Annotated in this window: 23 protein-coding genes, 1 tRNA gene and 1 pseudogene; 9 read left to right on the plus strand and 16 right to left on the minus strand. The window is 69.8% G+C overall.

The genetic code is table 11. The features are described from left to right. Nucleotides 1-108 precede the first annotated feature (108 nt). Both WMF12_RS26350 and deoC read right to left on the minus strand, forming a co-directional pair. The gene (locus tag WMF12_RS26350) at nucleotides 109-1,635 is read right to left on the minus strand and encodes an aldehyde dehydrogenase family protein (protein WP_437849984.1); all 1,527 of its coding nucleotides are present in this window, start codon (nucleotides 1,633-1,635) and stop codon (nucleotides 109-111) included. 64 nt (nucleotides 1,636-1,699) lie between these two features. Further along, complete coding sequence (deoC, locus tag WMF12_RS26355) at nucleotides 1,700-2,653, minus strand: deoxyribose-phosphate aldolase (RefSeq protein ID WP_437739426.1); 954 nt, start codon at nucleotides 2,651-2,653, stop codon at nucleotides 1,700-1,702. 78 nt (nucleotides 2,654-2,731) lie between these two features. Here deoC and WMF12_RS26360 point away from each other — a divergent pair, with 78 nt between their 5' ends. The 3 genes from WMF12_RS26360 to WMF12_RS26370 all read left to right on the plus strand — a co-directional run bounded on the left by WMF12_RS26360 (nucleotide 2,732) and on the right by WMF12_RS26370 (nucleotide 4,709). Continuing rightward, nucleotides 2,732-3,496 (plus strand): peroxiredoxin, encoded by a 765-nt coding sequence (locus WMF12_RS26360; protein WP_437849985.1) that lies wholly within the window; start codon nucleotides 2,732-2,734, stop codon nucleotides 3,494-3,496. A 102-nt stretch (nucleotides 3,497-3,598) separates the two neighbouring features. Further along, complete coding sequence (locus WMF12_RS26365) at nucleotides 3,599-4,567, plus strand: alpha/beta fold hydrolase (protein WP_437849986.1); 969 nt, start codon at nucleotides 3,599-3,601, stop codon at nucleotides 4,565-4,567. Between the two features lie 70 nt (nucleotides 4,568-4,637). Further along, nucleotides 4,638-4,709: transfer RNA gene (locus WMF12_RS26370), tRNA-Thr, on the plus strand. Nucleotides 4,710-5,103: 394 nt separating this feature from the next. Here WMF12_RS26370 and WMF12_RS26375 read toward each other — a convergent pair. Beyond that, nucleotides 5,104-5,271, minus strand: a pseudogene (locus WMF12_RS26375) (AAA family ATPase); the annotation flags it as partial. A 149-nt stretch (nucleotides 5,272-5,420) separates the two neighbouring features. On the opposite strand from WMF12_RS26375, the gene WMF12_RS26380 reads away from it, so the two are divergent. Both WMF12_RS26380 and WMF12_RS26385 read left to right on the plus strand, forming a co-directional pair. Further along, nucleotides 5,421-5,597 (plus strand): hypothetical protein, encoded by a 177-nt coding sequence (locus WMF12_RS26380; protein WP_437849987.1) that lies wholly within the window; start codon nucleotides 5,421-5,423, stop codon nucleotides 5,595-5,597. 417 nt (nucleotides 5,598-6,014) lie between these two features. Continuing rightward, nucleotides 6,015-6,257: a hypothetical protein gene (locus WMF12_RS26385; protein ID WP_437849988.1), complete on the plus strand. Its 243-nt coding sequence runs from the start codon at nucleotides 6,015-6,017 to the stop codon at nucleotides 6,255-6,257. Between the two features lie 164 nt (nucleotides 6,258-6,421). On the opposite strand, the gene WMF12_RS26390 is transcribed toward WMF12_RS26385, so the two are convergent. The 10 genes from WMF12_RS26390 to WMF12_RS26435 all read right to left on the minus strand — a co-directional run bounded on the left by WMF12_RS26390 (nucleotide 6,422) and on the right by WMF12_RS26435 (nucleotide 17,549). After that, the gene (locus tag WMF12_RS26390) at nucleotides 6,422-7,453 is read right to left on the minus strand and encodes a synaptic vesicle VAT-1 family membrane protein (protein WP_437849989.1); all 1,032 of its coding nucleotides are present in this window, start codon (nucleotides 7,451-7,453) and stop codon (nucleotides 6,422-6,424) included. 153 nt (nucleotides 7,454-7,606) lie between these two features. Continuing rightward, the gene (locus tag WMF12_RS26395) at nucleotides 7,607-8,182 is read right to left on the minus strand and encodes a hypothetical protein (protein WP_437849990.1); all 576 of its coding nucleotides are present in this window, start codon (nucleotides 8,180-8,182) and stop codon (nucleotides 7,607-7,609) included. Nucleotide 8,183: 1 nt separating this feature from the next. Continuing rightward, on the minus strand, nucleotides 8,184-9,074 hold the full coding sequence (locus WMF12_RS26400) for an AHH domain-containing protein (protein ID WP_437849991.1): 891 nt from the start codon (nucleotides 9,072-9,074) through the stop codon (nucleotides 8,184-8,186). A gap of 3 nt (nucleotides 9,075-9,077) precedes the next feature. Beyond that, on the minus strand, nucleotides 9,078-9,461 hold the full coding sequence (locus WMF12_RS26405; protein WP_020738013.1) for a DUF4150 domain-containing protein: 384 nt from the start codon (nucleotides 9,459-9,461) through the stop codon (nucleotides 9,078-9,080). A 22-nt stretch (nucleotides 9,462-9,483) separates the two neighbouring features. Next, nucleotides 9,484-10,545 (minus strand): beta-ketoacyl synthase N-terminal-like domain-containing protein, encoded by a 1,062-nt coding sequence (locus WMF12_RS26410; RefSeq protein ID WP_437849993.1) that lies wholly within the window; start codon nucleotides 10,543-10,545, stop codon nucleotides 9,484-9,486. Next, nucleotides 10,542-11,576 (minus strand): DUF2169 family type VI secretion system accessory protein, encoded by a 1,035-nt coding sequence (locus tag WMF12_RS26415; RefSeq protein WP_437849994.1) that lies wholly within the window; start codon nucleotides 11,574-11,576, stop codon nucleotides 10,542-10,544. The genes WMF12_RS26410 and WMF12_RS26415 overlap by 4 nt, the downstream gene beginning before the upstream one ends. 47 nt (nucleotides 11,577-11,623) lie before the next feature. Then, nucleotides 11,624-12,877, minus strand: coding sequence for a TIGR02270 family protein (locus WMF12_RS26420; protein ID WP_437849995.1), 1,254 nt, complete (start codon nucleotides 12,875-12,877; stop codon nucleotides 11,624-11,626). Continuing rightward, nucleotides 12,874-13,356, minus strand: a complete 483-nt coding sequence (locus tag WMF12_RS26425; protein ID WP_437873897.1) for a DUF6484 domain-containing protein — start codon at nucleotides 13,354-13,356, stop codon at nucleotides 12,874-12,876. The genes WMF12_RS26420 and WMF12_RS26425 overlap by 4 nt, the downstream gene beginning before the upstream one ends. A gap of 216 nt (nucleotides 13,357-13,572) precedes the next feature. After that, nucleotides 13,573-15,711: a type VI secretion system Vgr family protein gene (locus WMF12_RS26430; RefSeq protein ID WP_437849996.1), complete on the minus strand. Its 2,139-nt coding sequence runs from the start codon at nucleotides 15,709-15,711 to the stop codon at nucleotides 13,573-13,575. Between the two features lie 206 nt (nucleotides 15,712-15,917). Then, on the minus strand, nucleotides 15,918-17,549 hold the full coding sequence (locus WMF12_RS26435; protein ID WP_437849997.1) for a DUF2169 domain-containing protein: 1,632 nt from the start codon (nucleotides 17,547-17,549) through the stop codon (nucleotides 15,918-15,920). Between the two features lie 127 nt (nucleotides 17,550-17,676). Between WMF12_RS26435 and WMF12_RS26440 the strand changes: the two genes are divergently transcribed. Then, nucleotides 17,677-19,728, plus strand: coding sequence for a B12-binding domain-containing radical SAM protein (locus WMF12_RS26440; RefSeq protein ID WP_437849999.1), 2,052 nt, complete (start codon nucleotides 17,677-17,679; stop codon nucleotides 19,726-19,728). A gap of 382 nt (nucleotides 19,729-20,110) precedes the next feature. Continuing rightward, complete coding sequence (locus tag WMF12_RS26445; protein ID WP_437850000.1) at nucleotides 20,111-20,548, plus strand: hypothetical protein; 438 nt, start codon at nucleotides 20,111-20,113, stop codon at nucleotides 20,546-20,548. 140 nt (nucleotides 20,549-20,688) lie between these two features. Here WMF12_RS26445 and WMF12_RS26450 read toward each other — a convergent pair whose 3' ends face one another. The 3 genes from WMF12_RS26450 to WMF12_RS26460 all read right to left on the minus strand — a co-directional run bounded on the left by WMF12_RS26450 (nucleotide 20,689) and on the right by WMF12_RS26460 (nucleotide 22,835). Further along, nucleotides 20,689-21,114 carry a type II toxin-antitoxin system VapC family toxin gene (locus WMF12_RS26450; RefSeq protein WP_437850001.1) on the minus strand — a complete coding sequence of 142 codons (426 nt, stop codon included), beginning with the start codon at nucleotides 21,112-21,114 and terminating at the stop codon, nucleotides 20,689-20,691. Continuing rightward, nucleotides 21,095-21,361 carry a hypothetical protein gene (locus WMF12_RS26455; RefSeq protein WP_437850002.1) on the minus strand — a complete coding sequence of 89 codons (267 nt, stop codon included), beginning with the start codon at nucleotides 21,359-21,361 and terminating at the stop codon, nucleotides 21,095-21,097. The genes WMF12_RS26450 and WMF12_RS26455 overlap by 20 nt, the downstream gene beginning before the upstream one ends. A 166-nt stretch (nucleotides 21,362-21,527) precedes the next feature. Beyond that, nucleotides 21,528-22,835: a DUF362 domain-containing protein gene (locus tag WMF12_RS26460; RefSeq protein WP_437850003.1), complete on the minus strand. Its 1,308-nt coding sequence runs from the start codon at nucleotides 22,833-22,835 to the stop codon at nucleotides 21,528-21,530. Between the two features lie 443 nt (nucleotides 22,836-23,278). On the opposite strand from WMF12_RS26460, the gene WMF12_RS26465 reads away from it, so the two are divergent. After that, nucleotides 23,279-23,443 carry a DUF1328 family protein gene (locus WMF12_RS26465; RefSeq protein ID WP_012237660.1) on the plus strand — a complete coding sequence of 55 codons (165 nt, stop codon included), beginning with the start codon at nucleotides 23,279-23,281 and terminating at the stop codon, nucleotides 23,441-23,443. 66 nt (nucleotides 23,444-23,509) lie between these two features. Then, a complete protein-coding gene (locus tag WMF12_RS26470; RefSeq protein ID WP_437850004.1) occupies nucleotides 23,510-23,827 on the plus strand; it encodes a hypothetical protein in 318 nt (105 codons plus the stop codon). Nucleotides 23,828-23,832: the final 5 nt, after the last annotated feature.

The following is a 23,832-nucleotide window of genomic DNA, read 5'->3' on the forward strand; positions in this document are numbered from 1 at the left end:
CCCGCGCGCGCGCCTCGCCCGGAGGAGCGTCGAGCGCAGCCGCGCCGGCGCAATCCCCGATCGACGTGCACCCCTCGTCGCCGCCGCTGTCCTGGTCGCCGAGCGCCATCAGTCCACCTCGAGGTAGGCGAGCAGCCCCTGGCGCCCGCCCTCGCGGCCGAAGCCGCTCTCCTTGTAGCCGCCGAACGGCGCGCTGGGATCGAACTTGTTGAAGGTGTTCGCCCAGACGACGCCGGCGCGGAGTCGCTGCGCGACCCAGAAGCTCTTCGAGCCCTTGCCGGTCCAGACGCCCGCCGACAGCCCGTACATCGTGTTGTTCGCCTTCTCGATCGCCTCCTCGGGCGTGCGGAAGGTCAAGATCGAGAGCACCGGGCCGAAGATCTCCTCGCGCGCGATCCGGTGCGACTGCGCGACGCCCGTGAAGAGCGTCGGCGCGAACCAGTAGCCCCGCTGCGGGAGCGCGCAGCTCACCGAGAAGCGCGCGGCCCCCTCGCGCTCCCCCGCCGCCACGAGCTCCTCGATCTTCGCGAGCTGCGCCCGCGAGTTGATGGCGCCCACGTCCGTGTTCTTGTCGAGCGGATCGCCGACGCGCAGGGTCCCCATGCGCTCGCGCAGCTTGAAGAGGAGCGCGTCGTGGACGCTCTCCTCGACCAGGAGGCGCGAGCCCGCGCAGCAGACGTGGCCCTGGTTGAAGAAGATGCCGCCGATGATCCCCTCGACGGCCTGATCGAGCGGCGCGTCCTCGAACACGATGTTCGCGGCCTTGCCGCCGAGCTCGAGGGTGAGCCGCTTCCCGGTGCCGGCGAGCGCGCGCTGGATGCGCTTGCCGACCTCGGTCGACCCGGTGAACGCGACCTTGTCGACCCCAGGGTGGCCGACGACCGCGGCGCCGGTCGCGCCGGCGCCCGTGACCACGTTGACGACGCCGGGCGGGAGATCGGCCTCCTCGATGATCTTCGCGAGGAGCAGCGCGGTGAGCGGCGTCGTCTCGGCGGGCTTGAGGACGCACGTGTTGCCCGCCGCGAGCGCCGGGGCGAGCTTCCACGCCGCCATGAGCAGCGGGAAGTTCCACGGGATCACCTGGCCCGCGACGCCGAGCGGCCGGGGGTCGCGACCCGGGAAGGCGTGCTCGAGCTTGTCCGCCCAGCCCGCGTGGTAGAAGAAGTGCGCGGCCGCGAGCGGGAGATCGACGTCGCGGGACTCCTTGATGGGCTTGCCCCCGTCGAGCGACTCGGCGACGGCGAGCTCGCGCGCCTTCTCCTGGAGGGCCCGGGCGACGCGGTAGAGGTACTTGCCGCGATCGAGCGGGCGCATGCGCGACCAGTGCTTCTCGTACGCGGTCCGCGCCGCCTGCACGGCGAGATCGACGTCCTGCTCCGAGGCCTCGGCGAACTCGCAGAGCTTCTCCTCGGTCGACGGGCTGATGCTGTCGAGGTAGCGGCCCGAGGCCGGAGCGCGCCACGCGCCGCCGATGAAGAGCTCGTACCGCGGCGCGATCTTCACGTGGTCGCGCCCCTCGGGCGCCGGCGCGTAGCGCCAGGCGTCGCCGAACACGACGGCCGCGTCGCGCGCCGCGGTCGCGTCCCGGGGCGAGCCCCCGTCGCCGCCAGCCGCGGCGGTGCTGTTGTCGCTCATGCGGCGCACTCTACGCCCGCGGCCGCGCGTTGAACACCGACGCGGGCCCGCCCTCGCGGCGCGGTCAGTCCTTGCTGAAATGGTCCCCGCTCTGGTAGGCGCCCGTCCGCTCCTTCTCGAGCTGCATGAGCACGTCGTTGAGGAGCGTCGACGCGCCGAAGCGGAACAGGTCGCTCGTGAGCCAGGCGTCGCCGAGGGTCTCCTTGACCAGCACGAGGTAGTGGAGCGCCTGCTTCGCGGTGCGGATCCCGCCGGCCGGCTTCATCCCGACGCGCCGCCCGGTCGCCTGCGCGTGATCGCGGATCGCCTCCAGCATCACCAGCGTCACCGGAGGCGTCGCCGCCGGCGTGATCTTCCCGGTCGAGGTCTTGATGAAGTCGGCGCCCGCGAGCATCGCGATGCGGCTCGCCTTGCGGACGCGATCGTAGGTCCCGAGCTCGCCCGTCTCCAGGATCACCTTGAGGTGCGCGTGCCCGCACGCCTCCTTGGTCGCGGCGATCTCGTCGTACACCGCGCCGTACTCGCCGGAGAGCATCGCGCCGCGGTCGATCACCATGTCGATCTCGTCGGCGCCGAGCTCGACCGCCTGGCGGACGTCGGCGAGCTTGACGGCGAGCGTGGAGAGGCCGCTCGGGAAGGCGGTCGCCACACTGGCCACCTTGACCGCCGAGCCCGAGACCGCTCGCTTCGCCACGGAGACGAGCTTGGGATAGACGCACACCGCCGCACAGGAAGGGATGTCCGCGCGCTCGTGGGGTCGAAGCGCCTTCTGACAGAGCTGCTCAACTTTTCCCGGGGAGTCTTTCCCCTCGAGGGTGGTGAGGTCCATCATCGAGATGGCGAGCTTGAGGCCGGCGACCTTGGCGGGGCCTTTGATGCTCCTTTTGCCGAGCCCGGCAGCTCGCTCTTCGACCATGACCTTATCCACGGTGGGCGAAGAGAAATCGGGGTAGGTGACCTCCCTGCCCTGGCGCACCACGCCGGGCGCGGCGCCGCTGTCGTTTCCGAAGATCGCCATCGGCCTCGTCTCCTGGCGCGGGAACGTACCAGAAGCGTCGGATCGATCCTACCGAGTGCGTGCTAACGTGGCGCTCTGATGAAGAGACGCTTCCCGATTGCCGTCGTTTTTGTCGTACTTGCTGTCGTCTTTGCCTTTGCCTCGCTGCTCGGGTGTGGCGCGGCCGAGCGACCCGATGGTGGACAAGGGCTGATCCCGGTCGGCGCGACGGCGCCCGACGTGTTCGCCGCGGATCAGCACGGCGCGATCCAGCGGCTGTCCGATCAGCGGGGTCGGGCCGTGGTCGTGTACTTCTATCCGAAGGACGGGACGCCTGGCTGCACCCAGGAGGCGTGCGCGTTCCGCGACGCGTGGGATCGGTTCAAGCAGGCCAACGTGCAGGTCTTCGGCGTGTCTTCCGACACCCGCGAGTCGCACGAGAAGTTCGCGACCGAGAACAAGCTGCCGTTCCCGATCCTGGTCGACACCGATCACGCGTGGGCCACGGCGTTCGGCGTGCCGATGCGGCTCGGTGCGACGGCGCGCGTGACGTTCCTCGTCGATCCGGACGGCAAGATCGCGAAGGTCTATCCGGACGTGGATCCCGGGGTGCACGCGGACGAGGTGCTGAAGGACGCCGCGCAGCTCACGGGCGCCGCGCTCCCGGTCGCGCCAGCGGCGTCGGGCAGCGCAGCGCCGGCCGGAGCGGACACCGCGGCGCCGGCCGCCCCCGGGGCGGCGCCCGCGGCGGCGCCTGCGGGAGCGGCGGAGCCGGCCACGGCCGCTCCGGTGGCGACGGGGACGATGCTGCCCCCGGCGGCCCCCGCGGCGCCCCCGGCGAAAGGTCCGCCGGCGAGGCGGTGACGCCCGCGCGCGCACGCGGCGCAGGAGCGCCGGCGGGTCGCGCGCTGACCGCGCGGGCCGCGCGGAGGGCTGACGGGAGATCTGCAGACGGGAGCGCGCGTGGTGCGTAGGTCGTCGGAATTTTTGAACACCAACGGGTTGGATCTCTGCGTCCATCGCTTCCGCGACGACCACGCGCAGCCGACGGGCCTCACGCTGCTGCTGCTCCACGGCTTCCTCGACGCCGGGAGCACGTGGGACCTCGTGGCCGAGCCGCTCGCGCGGGCGGGGCACGACGTCGTCGCGCCGGACCTGCGCGGGTTCGGCCGGAGCGCCCGCGTCGGCGCGGGCAGCTACTACTACTTCCCCGACTACATCGCCGACGTCGCGGCGCTCGTGGACGCGCTCGCGCCGGCGCGCCTCGGCGTGGTGGGCCACTCGATGGGCGGCGCGGTCGCCGTGTACTACGCGGGCGCGTGCCCCGGCCGCGTCGAGCGCCTGGCGCTGCTCGAAGGCGTGGGGCCGCCGGCGAGCGGCCCCGAGGTCGCCGTCGTGCGCGTCGAGGCGTGGCTGCGCCAGATGGCGGAGCTCGATCGCGCGCCGCGGAAGCTCTCGTCGATGCAGGACGCGATCGCGCGGCTCGTGGCGAACCACCCGCGCGTGCCGCGCGACGTGCTGGCGACGCGCGCGCCGCTGCTCACGCGGGAAGAGCCGGACGGCGGGCTCGCGTGGGCGTACGATCCGATGCACCGGACGACCTCGCCGCTGCTGTTCCAGGTGGAGGCGTTCATGACGTTCCTGGAGCGCATCGCGTGCCCGACGCTGCTCGTGAGCGGCGGGCCGACGGGGTGGCACCCGGAGGACGAAGCGGAGCGGGTGGCGAGGCTCAAGCGCGCGGAGCACGTCGAGCTGCCGGAGGCCGGGCACATGATGCACTGGTCGGCGGCGGCGGAGCTGGCGGAGCGGCTGGGCGAGTTCTTCGCGGCGGGAGGCGGCGCCGGGGATGCGGCGGGCGCGGAGGGGAAGGGAATCGCGGAAGCAGCCGAGGCAGCCGAAGCCGCGGCAGCAGCGAACGAAACCGGGTCCCTCTGAGGACGGAAATAAAAGAGCTTGACTCGGCAGGGCGAGTGGGTAATCTGCGCGCCTCCTCGACGAGAGGCATGCCACCTTAGCTCAGTGGTAGAGCAACGGTTTCGTAAACCGTAGGTCTCGGGTTCAAGTCCCGAAGGTGGCTCAACGTGAATGCCAGCGTGTTCGCTGCCCTGTGGGCGAGCAGGTGACGCGCTGGGTGTGGCCATGTACACGCCGTCGCGGAAGCTCGGCTCGACTGCGAAACCGCCGAGCTCGTTCTTTCCCTCACCGGCGAGAATGACGCGGATCAAGGCTCGGTGCCGCTCGAGGAGCGGCGCCTCGTCCTCGCCGTTGGCATAGGCGATCCACAGCTCGCCGAGCGCGTAGATCTTGGAGCGCTCTTCGAAATCGGGCGTATCCTTGATGCGCTTGACCCGGGTGCCCCCCTGAGCAGTGCGGGTGACGACGGACACGGGTACCTCGTCGGGCTTGAGCTCGTTCACGACGAGCGGGCTATGGGTCGCCATGAGGACCTGTGTCCCGCTCTCCTCGACGATGGCACGGAGGATGCGCATGACCTCGGCGATGCGCGCCGGATGCAGGCCGTTCTCGGGCTCTTCCACGAGGAGGAGCGAGACCGGGTCCATGTAGCGGAGCGCGGCGAACGCCAGATGATAGAGGAGGCCCTCGCTGAGCCGAGCGGCGTCCACCCGGGCGCCATTCACGAGCTCGACCTCCAGGACGACCTTGCTGCTCGTTACTGCCTTGAGACGAAGGCCTTTGATCGTCGGGAAGTGGCGGCGAACGTCGTCGACGATGCGGGAAAAGCATCGTCGTTGCGGTTGCGGATGGCGAAGTAGATGCCGGCCAGGCCATGACCCCGGTCGTCAAGGAAGCCGACCGGCTGCGTTTCGGGGATCAGATCGCTTGGTTCACGCAGCGCATCAGGGTCGAAGCGAACACGCCTCGCCTGACGGAGCTGGCTCAGGATCCGCTGTTCCCATGGGCGCTGGGCCTGCCACAGTACGCTGAGAGCTTCCCAGTGCCGTGAAACATTCGACCGATCGTGACCTGCAGACGTGTCGTCTGCTACGCCGCTTCCCGGCACGCTCTTCCAGGTTTCGCAGCCCCGTTTCAATGGCGAACCAGCCTCCGTCGACGCCGCACTCAAGCAGGATGTCGTGCGGTTTCCTCGGTGGTTGAGAGGGTGGATAGCTCGTGGGCAGATAGGGTTCGAAGAGCTCCCATCTACCCTGATCATCCTGCCGAAAGTGGGCCCCGGCGAACTGCACCAGGGTCCGCAGGCCGTGCAGCAGTGTGCTCTTACCGCTCTCGTTCGGGCCGATGAACGCGTGAAGCGGGGTCAGCGAGGCCTCGGTATCGACCAGGCAGCCGTAGTTCCGAGCGTAGAAGGTGTGAATCATCGCAGCTCCACGTGGGCGTCAGCCGCTCGCCTGCTCTGAAGGGCGTGCACGCTCTCCGTCCGCAGGTCGAGCCGCTCCGGAGGGCGGGGGAAGGCTTGCAGCCGCTCGAAGCCGCGCCGGCTCGGTTCATCCTGGAGGACTTCGGGCCGGCGCTCCGCGCCGAGAGGGCTGCAGGCCGAGCTCCGGCCAGCCGCTGCAGCAGCGGCCGCCTTCCCGCGGCTCCCGTCGTCGAGGCCGAGGCCGCGGCAGAGCTCCTTCAGGCGGTCGCAGGAGACGCCGACGAGTAGCTCGGGCAGCGCGGGTTCGCGGCCGTCGAGCGCATCGGCGAGCTGGGCCTTGGAGCGACCATCCTGGACGAGCGGATCGCAGCGGCCTCTCGACAGCCTCGGGGAGGCTACGTGGAGGCCGCGGCCAGCGGTAACCCGCGCGACGCGGCGGAGGGCAGCCGTCGCTACAGCGTGAGCACCAGCTTGCCCACCGTGCTGCCCGACTCGATCGCCCGGTGCGCCTCGCCCGCTCTCTCCAGCGTGAACGTCTTCACCGGCGGCGCCGAGAGGCGCCCCTCCTCCACCCAGCCGATGAGCCGCTCCATGGCCTCGCGCAGGATCTCCGTCCTGTGGAAGAGATACGAGAGGTTGAAGGCCAGCACGCTCTTGTTGTCGTTGCAGAGATCGAGCGGGTTGAAGCGCGGCATCCGGAGGAAGTCGACAGCGAGCTTCGGGTAGCTCGGGCGGCCGCCCTGCCTCGGCAGCATCGTGTGGAAGCCATACACGACGAGCTTGCCGGCCGAGGCCACGTGCCGATAGCTCTGCCGCAGCGTCTCGACCCCGTTCGCGTCGAGGATCACGTCGTAGCCCTCGGGCGCGAGCCGCTCCGCCGCCGCCCAGAGCGGCTCGCTGCTCTTGTCGATCACCGCGTCGGCGCCGAGGCGCCTCGCCGTCTCGACCTTGTGCGCCGCGCCCACCACGCCGACCACCCGGCAGCCCGCGATCTTGCCGAGCTGGACGAGCGCGCTGCCGACGCCGCCGGCGGCCGAGTGCACAAGCAAGGACATGCCCGGGCGCAGCCGCACGAGCTCGAAGAGCGCGTAGTACGCCGTCATGAACACCGCGGGGAAGCCGGCCGCCTCCTCCGGTGTGAGCCGCGCCGGCAGCGGGAAGACCTGGTGCCGCGGAACCGCGACGCGCGAGGCGTAGCCGCCGAAGCGCGTCACGCCGAAGACGGGCGCCCCGGGCGCGAGATCGGAAACGCCCTCGCCGAGCGCGGTGACGGTGCCGGAGAACTCGAAGCCGGGCGTGATCGGCCAGCCGACGTACTTCTTCGCCGACTCGTAAAGGCCCATGCGGACGACGCAGTCGGCGTAGTTGACGCCAGCCGCTTGCACGTCGACGAGCACCTCGCCGCGCGCAGGGCTCGGATCCGGGTGCTCCTCGACGCGGAGCTTGTCGTGGCTGCCGGGCTCGTGGACGACGATCTTGCGCATGGGCACCTGCTTGGCTGGCGTGGCCTCGCCACGGATCGAGACGGCGGCCACCGTAGTACACCAATCGGAATCGGGAAGGAATCGCGCTCCGGGCGCGCTGAAGGCGTGCTCCGGAGCCTCCGCGGATGATTCCTCCGTCCGACCCCACGATATTCACCCGATCCAGTCCTGCGGTGGCACGAACGTCAGCCCGAAGCCGCCTCTCGCCTCCAGGGCCTTCATGACCCGGCGATGAACGACCACGCCGGACACGCACTCTGCGAGTCGGAACATCAGGAGCCCCGAGGCCCGCGTCGGGTCAATGACCAAAGAGTCGAAATCCGAGTCAACGAGCGGGGGCTCACTGTGCGCCCGATAGACGGACCTGCCGAGATCAGCGGCAGCCACGAGACCGACGACGTTGACCGCCAGATAATCCCGGCAGATCTCCCCATCCCGAGGATCGACGATGGACGCGCGGTAGGTCTGTAGATTGTCAACACCGGCCTCGTTCAACGCCGCGCAGAGCGCGCTGTGGTAGAGCGGGATGCCCGCGTCGTAGAGGTACTTTCGCGGGCCCCTGGTGTCAGGGTCCCAGGACAGTTCGATGGGCTCGCGGATCTTGACGTTGAAAGGTCTCCCCGACAGCCAGCTCTCGACGCCCTCGATGCTGGGCGGGGGTCCGTCGACGCCGGTGTACTCCCACTGATCCGGGGACGCATAGCACTCCAACACGTAATAGTCCGACATTCTACTTTCGCCTCCGCAGCCAGGCTCGCTCCAGCTCCGCCAAGCCGGCCGCAAAGCGCGACGTGTAAAGCGGAGGCCTCCAGGTCTGCGGGGGGCCTACCAGAAACTGATAGAGACGGGCAGAGACGCTGTTCAACCGGGACACGAGCCCATGAGGAGGAGGGAATTTGCCCTTCTGATTTCTCACCTCATCACATTTCTTGCACGCCGAGCTCTGCTCAACGATGTTCACCTTTAGCTTGTCGAGAACCTTGATCACGAACCCGCTGTAGTCGGGGTGCGCGTCGTGAAACTGTCGACTGGCTCGTTCCATGATCGAGGCGGTAAACCGCTCCTGAAAGGTCGCGACGAACTGATTTTCCTCATTTCGCCGCTTCACGCGCCGAGTGAGCTCTGAATACTTCAGAGCCTCCTGTTCTCCGGGAAGGACGAGGCCCTCCTTCATCTCCGCCGAGAGCGCGTGATGGGTGGGCAACCAAATACCGTTCTCGCCGCCATTCACATCGTAGCCGATGTCTCCCCAGATCTTGCTTCCCGTCGCGTCCTTGGAGATGAACTTGATCAGCGTGCTCTTCGGCAGCGACGCCTCGCCGGGGATCAGGTGGTGCGCCGAGGAGGAGTAGGGATACTCTTGACCATCCACGACAACCGGCGGCTCCGGGCAGTCGTCGGGCCGCGCGGCGACCAGCTTCTGCTTCGTCTTCGGAACGATCCCGGGCCCCTCGTCCGCCCACAGCTGCGTGCTGTAGCCTTCGGCGAGGCGTGAGCCCAGGCTGGCGGAGTCGCTCCCCAACGCGTTGTCGACCTGCCCCGGCTTGGTGTGCTCGAAGGGGCACTTGAACTCATCCTGGTCGATCTCCCCTAGGTTGACCGACTCGCCGAGCTGGGTCATACGTCACCCCATGATGTTCTTCTTGTTGTGAAACAGGGGATCCCCAAGCCTGCAGACGTTCTTTCCTTCGAACTTCACATCAAACGAATACATCATGAACTCCGCGGCGCCCTTCGTGGAGTTGCTCACGACGCCCCCTCCCGCCGTCCCCGCCTCGTCGCCGCTGGTCATGCTGTACTGAGCGCCCTTCACCATCGGCATCTGCCCGTCGCACTTCACCTTCTTGGGCCCCTTCGACGTGTCGGACGCCTTCCCGACGTTCGGGTAGGGTATCGGTACCGGCCCTCCCGGGGACGGCGTCTTGCAGACGTCGGGGAAGACCGTGCTGAGCCCGCCGCTGCTCTGGTGGACCACTCCGCGCCCATTCGCGAACACCGTCTGTGCCATCTCTCACCTCGCCGCTCTCCCCTTATGCGCCGGTGACCATCGCAGCGCCCCGACCCGCGCAGTCCGACGAGCACCACACCAGGCACGGAGCTCGTCGATATCCCCTCATGATGCCCGCGGCCGCGAGTCCTACCAGCATCGGGCCAAGCGCCGCGCCCGTGTCCCCCAGGCACTCCACCGGATGCTCGATCGTGAACCCCTCGGCAAATCGCTCCCGGTGACGGGTGTACGCGACGCCCCACTCCTTGGCGTTGAAGCTCTCGCCGTTGAGCCCTGCATACACCGTCCGGACGGTGCCCGCCGTCGAGGCGAAGAGGCGACGAAACGCAAGATCCAACCCGTCGCCCCGATAGACCTCCTCGCTGTACCGGTGCCCGAGCTCCTCCGCAGACGCCACGCCCTCGATGCGAGCGCTCGGCGAACGCCCGAGGCGCTCCCCCTTGCCAGCCGAGGAGAGGAGCAGGAACGCAGCGCCCTCGCCCGGGATGAATCCGTCGAACACGCGTTCGGCGCGGATGCGACCCTCCATGTCGAGCGCGGCAAGCAGGTACAGGTCGAGATGGGTATCGATCCCCCCCACGACGACGTACCCGTCGCTCCCGGAGGCGAGGCGCTCGATCGCCTCGTGCAGCGCAGCGAAGCCCGCGGCTCGCCCGTGCGGGAAGACCCGGCTCCGTTCCAGATTGAACGGGACCTCGGCCTGCACGGTGAGCTGCTGGAGGAAGCTTGGACCCACCACCGCCGGTCGACCCGGGTGCGGCTCGGGGACCGCGAGGAGCACCGGGATCCGGTCGACCCGATTCACGCCGGCCACGCTCTCCCGCAGCGCTGCCCCACCGAGACGTAGCATCCGCATCTGGCGAGCTGTGAGGCCGGGCGCAGCGTCGAGCGCGGGGCTGAGCCCCGGCAGATCGGCTTCCGGCACCGTGGCCATCACGATCGGCTTGAAGCGCCGATCGAGCACCGAGCTCTCCCTGCTGAGCGACACGCCCGCCCTGACCGCCGCGGCCGTCGTGGGCGCCGTCAGCCCCACAGCAGTCGTCATGCCCATGCCGACGATCTCGATCGCGCGCTGCGCGGTCATCCCGACCTCGCCCCGAGATCGAGCGAGTTCAGCCCGATACGAACCAGATCGATCTTCAAGGAGCGCTTGTCGCATCGGACTGCGCCGCGCCAGAGGAGCCCGATCATGCAGTCGTTCGGCTCAAGGACGACGGCCTCGAGGCGGAGCGCTGGGCGCTCGATCCGTCCGGCGATCCGCGCGTCGGCGCCGAGTTGACACAGAGGCAGGCGAAAACGCAGGACGCCCGTCGGCGAGGCGTTGACGATCTCCACCGGCTCTCCCCCTTCGAGGTAACGCCGACAGACCAGGTCCGGGTGCGCGACGTTGAAAAAACGAGGATTGAAATCCTTGGGCAGATACGGCGCTCGCGTTTTCCGCCAGGCCTCGTCGTACGTGCCAGCGCACGAGCGGCGCGGCTCCCACGACGGGGCGACGTAACCGAACCCCGCTGGGGGCGGCGTGTCGGAGGGCTGCGTGATGAGGTGGGCCGGATCCTCGATGTTGGGGAGCTGCCGGGAAGCGGGCTCCCCCTGCTTCCCGCGGCGCGCGAAGCCGACGCCTGCCGGATTCCGCGGCTCGATCTTGGCCCGCTTCGTCTCTGGATCCAGCTCGATGACGCCACCGAAGGCGCGCTCGTAGACGAGCGGCATCCGCGTGAACGGCATCGGAGAAGAGGCTGTTCCCCCGAGGGCGCCCTTCCACTCGCGATCGCCGAAGACGCGAACGACCTTCCGCACCGCGCCGACCTGGAGCATCACGTCACATTCGGAGACCGGTCGCGCCTTCGGAGCCCAGGCGTCGCCAAGGAGCACCACGTCGGTCGAGGGCTTGAGCAGGTGCATCTCGCCAGCGTGCGCCAGGCTGGAGCGAGCCGGGTCGCCCCTGTATTCGTCGACAAGCCGGATAGGACGCTGCCTCTCCGCGATCTTCAGCGCCGAGCCGACGAGCGCGAAGGTCGCTCGGACCACGACGTAGAGGGTCTCTACGCCGTCGGTATCGGGGAAGAGCCCGATCGTTGCCGCGAACGGCGTTTCGTTCTGAAGCTGCAGCATCCGTCTGACGATGCTCAGAATCGCCGAGTTTCAGGGGTCGCGCAATATCAGCTTCCTGCGAGCCCCCGCTCCCGTGCCCCCCCTGGCGCCCTCACCTCAACCACCTCCAGCCGCGCTCTCCGCATCGCCAGCTCCACCGCCGCCGCAGCCCGCGCCGGCTGGCTCCCCCGCTGCAGCACCTCGCCGATCCACTCCACGGCCATCGGCCTTCCCATCAGATACCGCGTCCCCCGCTTCAGCTCCTTCCCTCGACTCCCCCACCACGTCGCGATCTTCTCCCTGTCCGGCCACGACAAGCTCTCGTCCGGATCCATCGCCACGTCCTCGTCCTCTGGATCGTCGCTCGGCCCGGCCTGAAACCCAGCCGGCCGCGCCCCCCGGAGCTTCGCCTCCTCGAGGTCCACCCCGGTGATCATCGTGAACGCCCCGCCCGCCGCCCGCGCGAGCTCCGGCGCCCCCATGCACTCGATGATCCACGGCATCAGCGCTGGATCCCCGAGCGCCGCCGCTCCCGCAAGCGCCACACGCGCCCCCCGCATCGTCCCGGCGATCGCGCGCAACCATGTGGACGCCACGCCCGGATCCATCTTCCGCATCGCCATCGCACACGCCCGCTCGGCGAACGGCCCTCCACGATCCGCGATGGTTACAAGCACCCTCAGCGCCGCCGCATCGCCGAGCAACGCCGCCGACCACGCCGCCGCGAACCGGCACGCCTCGTCCTCGCTGCCCAGCGCTCCGCGCACCTCGTCCAGCAGGTCCCCCCGCCCGAGCTCCCCGACGGCGCGCAGCGCCCGCGCCTTCAGGCGCAGATCGCTCGACATCACCGCGTACCCCAAGGGTGCCCCCGGGTCCTGCCGGTGAACCGCGCACCCCGCGATCCCGATGCGGTGCAGCTCCGGCCCGACCCGGTGCGAGAGCAGCCCCGGCAGGATCCCCCGCACTTTATCGAAGCTCACCCACCCCAGCGCCGACACGATCGCCCGCGACAGCGCCGGCACGCCCCCGCCCACGTCGAGCACCCCGGCGATGCCCCTCAGATCCCGCCGCTCCACCGCGAGCACCATGGGCGCAAACAAGCTCCCCGGCTCCTCCTCGTCGATGGCGCTCTTGCAGATCTCCCACCCCGCATCACCCGCCAGCCGCAGGCCGTCGACATGCGCCTCCAGCCGCTCGTCCAGCTCACCGAGGCTCTGCAAATCGTAGAGCGGATCCACCACCGCAGCGTCCCGGTACGACCACAGGAACGCCGCCTCCTGGGCGTGCTGCTCGAAGATCTCGGCCTCGATCGTCGAGATCAATTGATCTGCACCGATCCGCCCTGGATCCGGTTCACGCCGGAGGACCGGGTCAGCAGATAAGCCCCACGAATCAAGATCTTCCCAGCGCGCGTCAGCGTGATGCTGGCCTTCCCGCACTGGAGCACGATCTCCTTCTCCGCGGTGAACACCAGCCGCTCACCGTCCGCGGTCGCCGTCGCCCCGTCGCGCACCGCCGCGCTCGCGCTCTCCCCCGCCACGTGCATCCGCCCCATCACCACCGGCCTGTCGCGCCGCCCGCCCTCGAACAGGAGCGCCACCTCCCGCCCCTCGTCCTCCGGCCCGAGCGCCGTCATCGCCCGCGCAGGAATCCCCCCGCGCGCCCCCTCTCCCAGGACAGCCGCCTCGACGAGCGGCTCGCCGCTCTGCGCGAACCCCACGATCCGCCCCACCACGACGCCCTCGATCGGCCCGGCCTTCTCCGCCTCGGCCCGGACGCGCTCCTCGTGCGCCGCGACCACCAGCTCGAGGAGACCCTCCGCGCCCTCGATCGCTCCCGCTTCTCCCCCGCCCTCATCCGCCAGCTCCCCGCCGGCGGCAGCAGCCTCCCCTTCCCCCTCCTCGATCAGGATCGCCTCGCCGCTCGGCTCCGCCGCCGGTGCCCGCCCGTCGTCTCTCATCACCCAGCTCCTCCGCTCCCCCTCGTCCCCGAAGCGCCCGCGAGCCCCCGCTCCGCCTCAGTTCACCCCCACGTTGCTCCCCTTGATCTTCACGTTCCCGGACGCCTCGACGTTCACCGCCCCCTCGCTCTTCACGTCGAGCTTCTTCCCCTCGACCCGGATCGGCCCCTCGCCCTTCACCGTGATCTTCTTCCCCTGCACCGTCACGTTCCCGTTCTTCTCGACCGTGATCGTGGCGTCCCCGCACTGGATCGAGAGCTTCTCCCCGATGATCATCGTCTTCTTCTCCTTCACCTCCTCCTTTGCGCTCTTCCCGATCGTCACCGTCATGTCCTTGCCCACCGTCACGGTGTAGCCCTCGTCCACGCTCGTCGACTTGCCCTTGGAGACGCTCTCCGAGCTCGAACCGCCCACCGACTCGCTCTTGTTCTTGCCGATCGACGCGCTCTGGCTCTTGCCCACGTCGATCGACTGGCTCCCGGCGACCGACTCGGTGTGATCCCCCTCCACGCTGACCGAGCGGTTGCCCCCGACCGATAGGGTCTCGTCCTCGCCGATGCTCTCCGTGTGGCTCTTCGCGACGTCGATGCTCTTGTTGCCGCCGATCTGCTCGCTCTGGTCGTTCCCCACCACCTTGCTCCGGTCGTGGTCCACCTCGAGCGCCTCGTCGTTCCCGATCCACTGCTTCTTGTCGTGCTCGATCGCGATGTTCCAGTCCTTCTGACCGTGCAGGAAGATCTCCTCCGAGCCCTTCTTGTCCTCGAACCGGAGCTCGTTGGACCCCCCGCCGCCCTTCGAGCTGTTCGACTTGAGGGTGCTCTTCGTCTTCTCCGCAGGGAGCGCGTACGGCGGCACGTTGGTGCCATGATAGACGCTCCCCACCACGAGCGGCCGGTCCGGATCGCCCTCCAGGAAGTCGACAACCACCTCGTGGCCGATCCGCGGCAGGAACACCGCGCCCCACGCAGAGCCCGCCCAGATCTGGCTCACGCGGATCCAGCACGAGCTCTGGGCGTCCTTCTTGCCCTCGCGATCCCAGTGGAACTGGACCTTGATGCGGCCGTGCTCGTCCGTATAGACCTCCTCGCCAGCAGGGCCGACCACGATCGCGGTCTGGATCCCCTTGATCGTCGGCCAAGGCGTCACCGACTGCGGACGGAAGGGGACGTCGGACGGCACGACCTGGAACTGGTTCCGGTAGGCCGCGGCGTCGCCCTCGGGGACAGCGTCCACCGTGGGCTCGTGGCCCTCATGGCGCACGGACACCAGCAGATACTCCCGGTTGAAATCGTCGCGCGCGTGCTCCGCGAGCGTGAAGGTCTGGCCAGGAACGAAGCGCGGGCAGACACTCTCGCCGCTGCCGGTCTTGCGTGAGGTCTGGATCTGCTCGAGCCGGATCTTGGCGATGCTCGATCCCGCGCCGGGCGCGTCGTAGTCCCCAGGATAGTCGTAGACCTCGAGATCGTCGTCCGCCTCGGCCTGGGCGTTGCTCTCGAGCGACAGGCTGGGCTTCTTGAAGTTGTAGTCGCGCAGCGTCACCTTCCCGGAGCGCACCCGCTCGGCATAACGGAAGCGGGAGACGTGCTCGCTCTGGTGGAGCGCGCCGAGCGGCGGCCGGAACACGACGGTGCTCTCCCCCGCGATCGGCCCGTGCCCCGACGCACCGTCAGAGAACACGAGCACGTGGCCGCCCTCGTCGTGCTCGAAGTAATAACAGATGCCCTCCTCCTCGAGCAGGCGCGACACGAAGGCGAAGTCGCTCTCCCGGTACTGCACGCAGTACTCCCGCGGGCGATAGGCGCCGCTCAGCACGAAGCGATAGCCCTTGCTCGAGATTCCGGCCGCGCGCAGGACCTTTTCGATGATCTCCGGGGTGGAGAGCGCCTGGAAGATTCGGCTGTTCCTGCGGTGCTTGAGGCGGGAGACATCGGGCACGATCGTGGCGTGATAGGCCGTGACCCGCTTGCCCTCCTCACCTTGCTCGAAGCTCGCGACGACACCGTGAAGGTGCCGCGGCAGCTCGCCGACCTGCCAGGTGAGCAGCGCCGTCTTGCCCACGACGTCCGCGAACGCGATGTCCCTGTCCGCGCAAGCGACGAGCACATCGAAATGGAAGAGCTCGGAGATGCCCTCGCGCCCCTCGAACCGCGTCACACGGAGCTCGTGCCCCAGTCCGTCGACCTGAAACGAGTGCATGGACTCTCCCCTGTTCAGAGCGCGTGCGCGGACAGACCGCGGGCAGCATTCAACCGGAGTCATCCTACATGCTGCGACCGCTCGACCGCAATGGAGGACGGCTGAGCTCGATGCCTGTGAGGCGCGTCGGGACAGCCGAACGCGGCGTCGGCGCAGCCGACGGGCGCGCGCCGGAGCGGCGCGGCCTCGGCAGTTTCCCCGGGGTGCTAGCCGTGAAGCAACCCTGCCTCGGCCATCGCGCCAAGGAACTGAGCGCCGAGCGCCTCCGGCAAAGCGCCCGCATCGCCGAGGCGCTGCGGATGCACGATGGGCGGCGCCGCATGGACCTGCGCGGTGACGAGAGGCGCTGGCGAGAGAAGCGAAGGGGGCGCTGGAGGCGCGCTGGATGACGCTGCCTGGCGCGGAGGCCCGGCAGGCGCGGCGACCGGAGCTCGGCGCGCGTCGAACGGCGTCGCGGCGGAGGCGATCGCCCTGGCCGCGTCCTCGGGCTCGAGCGAGGTCGTCTCCCCGAGCGGATCGCGGACGCCGCCGGGCCGCGCCGGCGCGGCGGCTGCCGCGCGCGGGGCGACGGCCGGCTGCGACGTCGCCGGCGTCGCCGAGCGCGCAGGCTCCGAAGGCCCTCGCGCTGCGCTGAACGGCATTGCCCCGGCGGCCACCACCCTGGCCGCGTCCTCGGGCTCGAGCGCGTCGGTCTCCCCGAGCAGATCGCGGACGCCGCCGGGCCGCGCGGGAGGGGCCGCATCAACGCGCGGGGCGACGGCCGGCTGCGACGCCGCCGGCGTCGCCGAGCGCGCGGGCTCCGAAGGCACTCGCGTTGCGCTGAACGGCGTCGCCGCCGCCGCAACCACCCTGGCCGCGTCCTCGGGGCTGAGCTGGTTGGTGCCGTCCAGCGTGCTGGCCTTGGGGTTTTGCTGCGAGGCCGATCCCGAGGGCGCGGCCCGCGCAGCGGACGCGCTGCCGGCGGCGAACGGATCGGCCCATGCGATCGGCTGCGCCGGGAGCTCCACGCCCGCGAGCACGCGCAGCGACTCGATCTCCGCCTCCTCGACGGGCGTATGGCCGCGCCACACCACCGAGCAGCGACGCCGATCCACGTCGACGTGCACCGTGTCGGCGCGGAGCGAGATCGGCACCCCGGCGCGCGGCGAGGCAAGCTTCTGGCGGTACAGCCGCGCGACGCCGCGCGCCTCGGGCAGCTGCGTCCGGAGCTTCGGCCGCAGCGCGATCATGCCTCCAAGCACGATCCACTCATCGCCGCGCAGCGCCGGGATGCGCTGATCCATGGGCGCCGCCTGGAAGTAGCTCCAGTCGAGCCCCTCGGGGATGTCGAGCAGCGAGCCGTGAACGCGACGCGCGTCGACCGCGCCGAGCAGCCGGCTTCGCAGCGGCGAGGTGCGGGGAAGTGGCCCCAGGCCGTCGATACGGACGTGGGAGCGGGCTGGCCCGACGCGCGCGGAGCCGTCGAGCTGAGCTTGCTTGTCGATGCGGACCTGGCCGTCCTGCACGACCGTCAGCCGGACCATGGCGTGCGGCGACGAGAAGCCCGGCGGCAGCTCTGCATGGCCGGTCACCACGACGCCGCACGGATCGAGGTACGGCGCGAGATCGCTCGCGGCCTGGAGCCGCTGGCCAGAAGGATCCGGCTGCTCCTCCGCCGCGATCGGGTCCGGGGCAACGAGCGACATGCGCCCCTCGGGGACGAGCGCGAACGTCGCCTTCACGACGACGGTGACATGGAGCCGGCCGCGAAGGCGAAAGCAGACCGTCGCAGCGACAGATGGGCCGAGCGGGGTGACAGCGACTCGCTGGCTGGACGCAGACATCGAAGCGCGCGTCATGTCGGAGACGATACTACGTCGGAAGCTCGGAGTTGCGCCGTCGGGTGCGCCCGAGCCCTGCGCCGCGCCGCCGGGCCGGCCGCACGGGACGGACACCCCTCCCGCCCTGTGCTAGAGCGGCGCCTGAATGCGCATCGCGCTCGTTTATCCGCCGACCTGCGATCCCACGGCCCCGTACCTCGCGGTGCCGATGCTGACCGGCTTCCTCCGCGCGAACGGCGTGGAGGTCCTGCCCGTCGATGCGAACGTCGAGGCCTTCGACGCGCTCCTCACGCCGCAGCGCATGGCCGACCTCCGCGACCGCCTCGAGGCGCGCCTCGGGGAGCTCGACCGCCGCGCCTCGCTCGCGCACACAGACCAGCTCGAGTACCTCGCCCTCGCCCGCGCGCGCGGCGACGCGCACGCCGTTCCGGAGGCGGTGGACGTCGCCAAGGCCACGCTCCGCTCCCCTGACGCCTTCTACGATCCGGACGCCTACGCCCGCGCGGTCGCGACGCTCGACGCGGCGCTCGGCGTCGTGTCCGCCACCCACCACCCGCTCAAGCTCGACTTCACGGCGTACCGCACGCCGTTCGGCCTCACGTCGATGGACGAGATCGCCCGGTCGAGCCGGCCGGAGCACGACCCCTTCGACGCCTGGGTGCAGCAGACGCTCGTGCCCCGGCTCCGCGACGCGCGCGCCGACATCGTGGGCCTCTCCGTGTGCTTCCCGGGCCAGCTCCAGCCGGCGTACGCGTTCGCGCGCAAGATCAAGGAGGCGCTGCCCGGCGCGCACGTCACGTGCGGCGGCCCCGGCGTCACGCAGCTGCTCCTCCGGCTGTCGGGCGAGCGGCTCGCGCGCGCGCTCGGCCCGTTCGACTCGGCGTGCCTGTTCGAGGGCGAGCACACCCTCCTCGCGCTCGCGCGCGCGCTCGACGAGGGCCGGCCGCTCCGGGACGTGCCGAACGTCGTCGCGCGCGATCGCCTGATGGGCGCGCGCTGGACGTCCGGCCACGGCATGGAGGACCTGAAGGCGCTCCCCGCGCCCGACTTCGATGGGCTCCCCCTGGAAGCGTACCTCGCGCCGGCGCTCGTGCTCCCGTACGACCCGACGCGGGGCTGCTACTGGGGAAAATGCACCTTCTGCCATTACGGGCTCGCGGAGGTCGGCACGGCGGCGTACCGCGAGCGCGCCGTCGAGACCATCGTGGCGCACCTCGCGGCCCTCGGCGCGCGGCACGGCACGCGCCACTTCTACCTGTCGCAGGACTCGGTCGCGCCGAAGACGCTCGTGAAGATGGCGCAGGCGATCCTCGACGCCGGCCTCGACGTGCGATGGGCCACCGACCTCAAGCCGGAGAAGTACCTGACCAGGGAGCGCGCGGACGTGCTGCGCCGCGCGGGCGCCGTCGCGTGCGCGCTCGGCGTCGAGTCCGCGTCGCCGCGTGTCCTCGGCCTCATCGACAAGGGCGCGCCCGTCGAGGTCGTCTCCGACGTCATCGACCACCTCGCGTCCGCGGGCGTGGCCGCCGAGGCGATGTGCTTCACGGACTTCCCCACCGAGACGCACGCCGAGGCCGTCGAGACGCTCGACTTCCTGCGCGCGCGGCGTGAGGCGCTCGCGGTCTACATCGTCGGCGAGTTCGGGCTGACGCACGGCTCGCTCGTCGCGCAGACCCCGGAGCGCTTCGGGATCGACGAGGTGTTCGCGCTCGAGGGCGACGAGCTCGGGCTCGGCCTGTTCTTCGTCCCGCGGGAGCCGTGGAAGACCGACGCCGAGCGCTCCGACGTCGACGCGCGGCTCTCCGACCTGTCGCGCGGCTGGACGTTGCGCAGCTATCCGTGGGCCGGCGCCGTGTCGACCGCACACACGATCCTCCAGTACGACCGCTTCGGCCCCGGCGTCTTCCGCGATCGCGCGGCGCGCCGCCCCGACGACAGCATCCCCGGAGCCAGCACCATCGAGCGCGGGCTGCGCTTCGATCCGCGCGCCGCCGAGCACGCGGAGGCGCGCGAGGCGGAGATCTGGGCGACGCTCGTCCACGAGGAGCGGCGCGTGGGGCGCGACGCCTACGAGCAGCTCGCCCGGTCGTTGCCGCCGCTCCGGCCGAGGCCGGTGCGCGTCAGGTTCGTCGCGGGCGCCGCGCCGGCGGTGACATCGGGGCGACGGCCGTCGCACGCGACCAGCGCGGCACGCTGAGCCTCGGCCCGAACAGGAACGGCGATCGACGCATCACGCGATGGCTCGCCGTTGCGCATCGAGGCGTGGATCAGCCGACGATGCATGGGTGGCTTGCTTGCCTGGCCGCGCGCCGCGACGGCGATGTCGTCCGACGTGAGGTGAAAGCGGCCTATCGTCGCACACGCGATGAATCGATGAATCAACGATGAATCAAATGGGCTTCCCACAAGCCTTCACGATCGGTTAAATTCCGTCGTTGGAGGTCCGTCGCCCCCGAGCCCCCGAGTCAGCGAAGCACAGGAGGAGGCTCCGGGAGTCGATAGGACATGCGCCTTCGGCGCGCTTTCTTGGGGAAGCCGCGTGCGGGTCGTCACGCGGTGGAGTTCAAAGGCATCAACGCATGAAAAGTTTCAACGCATTCGCAATCCTTGGTTCGGTGTTCGCGCTGACGGGGTGCGTCGTCGACGCGGACTCCTCAGCGGAGCTGGGGGACGACGCGGAGGTCGACGAGCAGACCGCCGTCGCCGAGCAGGCGGTGACGAACGGCGCGGTGAACGCCGCCTGCGCCCAGTCCCTCACGCTCCGCAGCTCGGCCGGCGGGCAGGCGGTCATCGGCACGATGTACACCGGTCCGCTCAACGGCGTCTCGAAGTTCTACGTGCACTCGACGAGCGGGAGCTGGTCCTACGGCTACTCGTACTCGCTCGGCCAGTGGGGCTGGGCGATGACGTACTACCTGACGGCGAGCTACACGGAGACGGGGACACCGGGGCAGCTCGGCTATTATTACGCGTGTTATCGATCGGACGGCACGGCCATGGGCGGCGGCGTCGGCTGACCGGCGCGGCGGGTCGCGGGCGGCGCTCCTGGGGCCGCCCACCCGGCGCTATACCGCCGCCGCCCCGCCGGCGGCCGTCGGCGCTCGGGAGGGTAGGGTGACGTGGCGGATGAGCCCATGACCTGAGGCGATGGTCAGAATCATGCCGGCTCTCTCCAGTTCTCCAGAACCAGTGGGTAGCCGGCTGATTGAACACGGCTGTAATCGGACGTGTTGCCTGTCACGAGGGGCAATCCGTGATGGATCGCCGTCGCGGCGATCATCGTATCCGGTACGCCGATCGGCGTTCCGGCCATCCGCAGGTCGGCCAGGATGCGACCAGCGAGCTCGGCCGCGGTCGCATCGAACAGCAAGACCTCGCTCCGGTGTGCCATTTCCAGGAACCGCCGCGTCTTCTGGTCGGCTCGCTGCTGCGAGTAGCCAGCGACGACCTCCATGACCGAGACGACGGAGAACGTGAAGCGGCCGTAGGCAGCGATGTACGAGCGCGCGCGCTCCACGACAGCCGGGCTCCTGGCCTTGGTGATCTCGGACAGAATGTCCGTGTCAAGGAGAGCCCTGCTCATCCTCTTCCTCCACATCGCGCAGCCTGGAAGAGCGACGATTTTCCCGGACAACCTCCATCATGGCATCGACGGCCCCGGGGTCATCGGCGAAGAGCCCGATCAAGGAGGGTGCTGCCTCGGCTTCACGCGGCAAGCCCTCGCTCGCGGATCCATCCGCGAGCTCATGGACCACACGCTCGATGAGCCGGAGCCGCTCCTGGACCGGCAGGCCCTGGATGGCCTGGAAAATCTGCTCGACGCTGGTCACGGGGCCGACCTCCTGTTCGCACGAACCACAGCCAAGCGTACCCCGATCCGAGGGCGCACGGGGTTACCCTCTCCGTGCGCAGGCGGGCCCCCCGCCTGGGCCGGCTCGCAGACGCCCATCAGCGCGCCCGCGACCGCTCCCCGGCGGAGGGACCTCCCCCGGCCTCCTACACCGCCGCCGCCCCGCCCCCGCCGGCCGCCTGCGCGCGCGCCCGCTTGCGGACCATGATCTCCGGCGACTCCGCGACCGCCATCCCCACGAGGCGCATGCCCTCCAGGAAGTGCTTCACCCCGCTCCGGACGAGCTCGTGGCTCGCGTCGCCGACCTCCGGGTAGCCCCGCCCCGCCGCGTCGGGCTGCACCTTGCCCCAGTTCGCGAAGAGGCGCCCCCACGGGCTCTCCAGCACGGGGGCCATCTTCTCCTTCGCGTAGCGCGGGTACCAGAACATGTCGTGATACGTGACCGACGCCACGTAGGCCCAGGGGGCGAGCCACGTCTTGAGCGACCACTCGATCGGCTTCTTCAGGGGACCCCAGTAGATGCGGTGCTGGTTGCGCGAGGCGAACGTCATCTCCTTGAACGGTCCATCGAAGTTCCACTGCTCGTTCGCCGCGTCCACGTCGCCCACGAGCTCGATGTCGCGCACGTCGCCCGTCCCGAGGCCGAGGTCGTGCGCCAGCCGCACGAACTTGAGATCGCGCAGCGGGTCGAACCCCATCAGCTTCGCCGCCACGGCGTCGATCGCCACCTGGTCCGAGGACGCAAGCAGCACGTTCTTCACGTGCGGCACCATGCAGCGCGGCCCCGGGCCGTCGCCCGCGAACGTCCCGTCCATCACCGCGAAGACCCCGCGGTGGATCTTCTTCTGGATCATCAGGAGATCCACGAGCGTCTCGTGGATCACCGGGTGCGTCCAGTGCCGGTGCTCGTTCAGGAGGCCGCCGAACGCGTTCTTCATGGCGCCCGTCGTCGTCGTGAAGATGTGGGTCTTCACCGTCGGCAGGTGGATGATGTTCTCCCCGATGAAGCGCTTCGGGATCGAGAACCCCTTCGGGTACACCTCGTTCAGACAGAGGAACTTCTTCCGCAGATCGCCGACCGCGTCCCCGATCGGGATCCACTCCTCCCCTTCGTAGAGGTGGACGTTGCGCAGGCCGTGCGCCTGCACGACGTCGATCTGCTTGTTCTCGCGCTCGCCGAGGTGGGCGTCGATGACGACCGTGCGGTTGTGGCAGGCGTGGATCAGGTCCTTCGAGTACCCGTCCTGCGTCATCGCCCGGATGACCCCCTCAAGCTGCCAGGGCGTCGTGGATGAGCTCGGGTAGAAGAAGTGCCAGGAGATGTTCACCTTGAGCGCCGTGTCGGCGTCCTTGGCGACCACATCCTGATAACCGGCCAGGTTCATCAGCCGGTGGTAGTCCGAGAGCACCGTCGCAGGCGACGTGCGGATCACAGCGACCTTCGATTTCGGCATGGCCGGGTCCTTATAGCCCGTCCAGAGTCGCCCGTTCCGGGAAGTTGCAGGGCGTCCGCGTGGAGCCTCCGTGCAGGCGCCGTCGGCACGGAGCAGCGCGGCGCAAGGGGCGCGCGCTCGCCCGACGCCCCTGTTCCGCGCTCCGCGTACGCGCAGGTCCACCGTGTCACGATCGAGGCATCTTGCCCCAGACGTGAAGCGCCGCACGCGTGCCCGGACGGAAGCGGCTGGGCCGATCTCGGCGCTACCCGCCTCGCGCCGCCGAGAACGCGCCGGCCGACAGCCTCTGCCGCCGGCCGGCACGGGGACTGCAACAGCCGGGGAACAGCAGGGAACAGCAGGGAACAGCAAGGAACCGCGGCGAGCAGCCGCCATCAGGAACCACGTTGAGGTCGTCTCCACGAAACAACGGATCGACCCCTGAACCCCCCTTGGAGGACATCATGCTCGGCTGGACTGTCACCTTCTTCATCATCGCGATCATCGCCGCAATCTTCGGCTTCGGCGGGATCGCCGCCAGCGCCGCGTCGATCGCGAAGATCCTGTTCGTCGCGTTCCTGGTGCTCGCCGTGATTTCGCTCGCGCTCGGGCGCCGCATGCCGGCATGATCCGGAGACAGGGTGGAGGCCATGAAGAACGCGTCGCAACCGCGGAACGGTGAGAGGAACGGTACGTTGAACAGCACGTTGAACAGCACGTTGAACAGCACGTTGAACATCGCACCGAACGGTGAACCCTGGAAGCCCGGCGCGCCGCAGCCGGCGGCGAGCCCCCCCGGCGAAACGCCAGCGACCCCTGACTCGCCTGGCTCGCCCGGTCGCACGTCTCCGGACCGCGAGATCCAGCTCCCGGGGACGGCACAGCCCGGAGGAGATCCGGGGACGAGGCACCAGCCCGAGGTGCCTGCGCCCGCGCACACGCAGGAGATCCCGGCGCCGCCGCCTCACGAGGTCCCCGGCCACGATTTCCCGCGCGCCGGGAGCGGCCCCTAGGCGAT

The organism is Sorangium sp. So ce363 (genome assembly GCF_051520435.1).
GTDB lineage: Bacteria > Myxococcota_A > Polyangia > Polyangiales > Polyangiaceae > Sorangium > Sorangium cellulosum_B.

Bases quoted from the DNA above. Each gene is read 5' to 3' on its own strand.
- WMF12_RS26415 (WP_437849994.1), bottom strand. From the start codon at position 11,576: ATGCTGCAGCTTCAGAACGAAACGCCGTTCGCGGCAACGATCGGGCTC.
- WMF12_RS26445 (WP_437850000.1), top strand. From the start codon at position 20,111: ATGAAAAGTTTCAACGCATTCGCAATCCTTGGTTCGGTGTTCGCGCTG.
- WMF12_RS26360 (WP_437849985.1), top strand. From the start codon at position 2,732: ATGAAGAGACGCTTCCCGATTGCCGTCGTTTTTGTCGTACTTGCTGTC.
- deoC (WP_437739426.1), bottom strand. From the start codon at position 2,653: ATGGCGATCTTCGGAAACGACAGCGGCGCCGCGCCCGGCGTGGTGCGC.
- WMF12_RS26410 (WP_437849993.1), bottom strand. From the start codon at position 10,545: ATGACCGCGCAGCGCGCGATCGAGATCGTCGGCATGGGCATGACGACT.
- WMF12_RS26460 (WP_437850003.1), bottom strand. From the start codon at position 22,835: ATGCCGAAATCGAAGGTCGCTGTGATCCGCACGTCGCCTGCGACGGTG.
- WMF12_RS26390 (WP_437849989.1), bottom strand. From the start codon at position 7,453: ATGCGCAAGATCGTCGTCCACGAGCCCGGCAGCCACGACAAGCTCCGC.
- WMF12_RS26465 (WP_012237660.1), top strand. From the start codon at position 23,279: ATGCTCGGCTGGACTGTCACCTTCTTCATCATCGCGATCATCGCCGCA.
- WMF12_RS26430 (WP_437849996.1), bottom strand. From the start codon at position 15,711: ATGCACTCGTTTCAGGTCGACGGACTGGGGCACGAGCTCCGTGTGACG.
- WMF12_RS26450 (WP_437850001.1), bottom strand. From the start codon at position 21,114: ATGAGCAGGGCTCTCCTTGACACGGACATTCTGTCCGAGATCACCAAG.
- WMF12_RS26440 (WP_437849999.1), top strand. From the start codon at position 17,677: ATGCGCATCGCGCTCGTTTATCCGCCGACCTGCGATCCCACGGCCCCG.
- WMF12_RS26435 (WP_437849997.1), bottom strand. From the start codon at position 17,549: ATGACGCGCGCTTCGATGTCTGCGTCCAGCCAGCGAGTCGCTGTCACC.
- WMF12_RS26400 (WP_437849991.1), bottom strand. From the start codon at position 9,074: ATGACCCAGCTCGGCGAGTCGGTCAACCTAGGGGAGATCGACCAGGAT.
- WMF12_RS26395 (WP_437849990.1), bottom strand. From the start codon at position 8,182: ATGTCGGACTATTACGTGTTGGAGTGCTATGCGTCCCCGGATCAGTGG.
- WMF12_RS26380 (WP_437849987.1), top strand. From the start codon at position 5,421: ATGACCCCGGTCGTCAAGGAAGCCGACCGGCTGCGTTTCGGGGATCAG.
- WMF12_RS26350 (WP_437849984.1), bottom strand. From the start codon at position 1,635: ATGAGCGACAACAGCACCGCCGCGGCTGGCGGCGACGGGGGCTCGCCC.
- WMF12_RS26405 (WP_020738013.1), bottom strand. From the start codon at position 9,461: ATGGCACAGACGGTGTTCGCGAATGGGCGCGGAGTGGTCCACCAGAGC.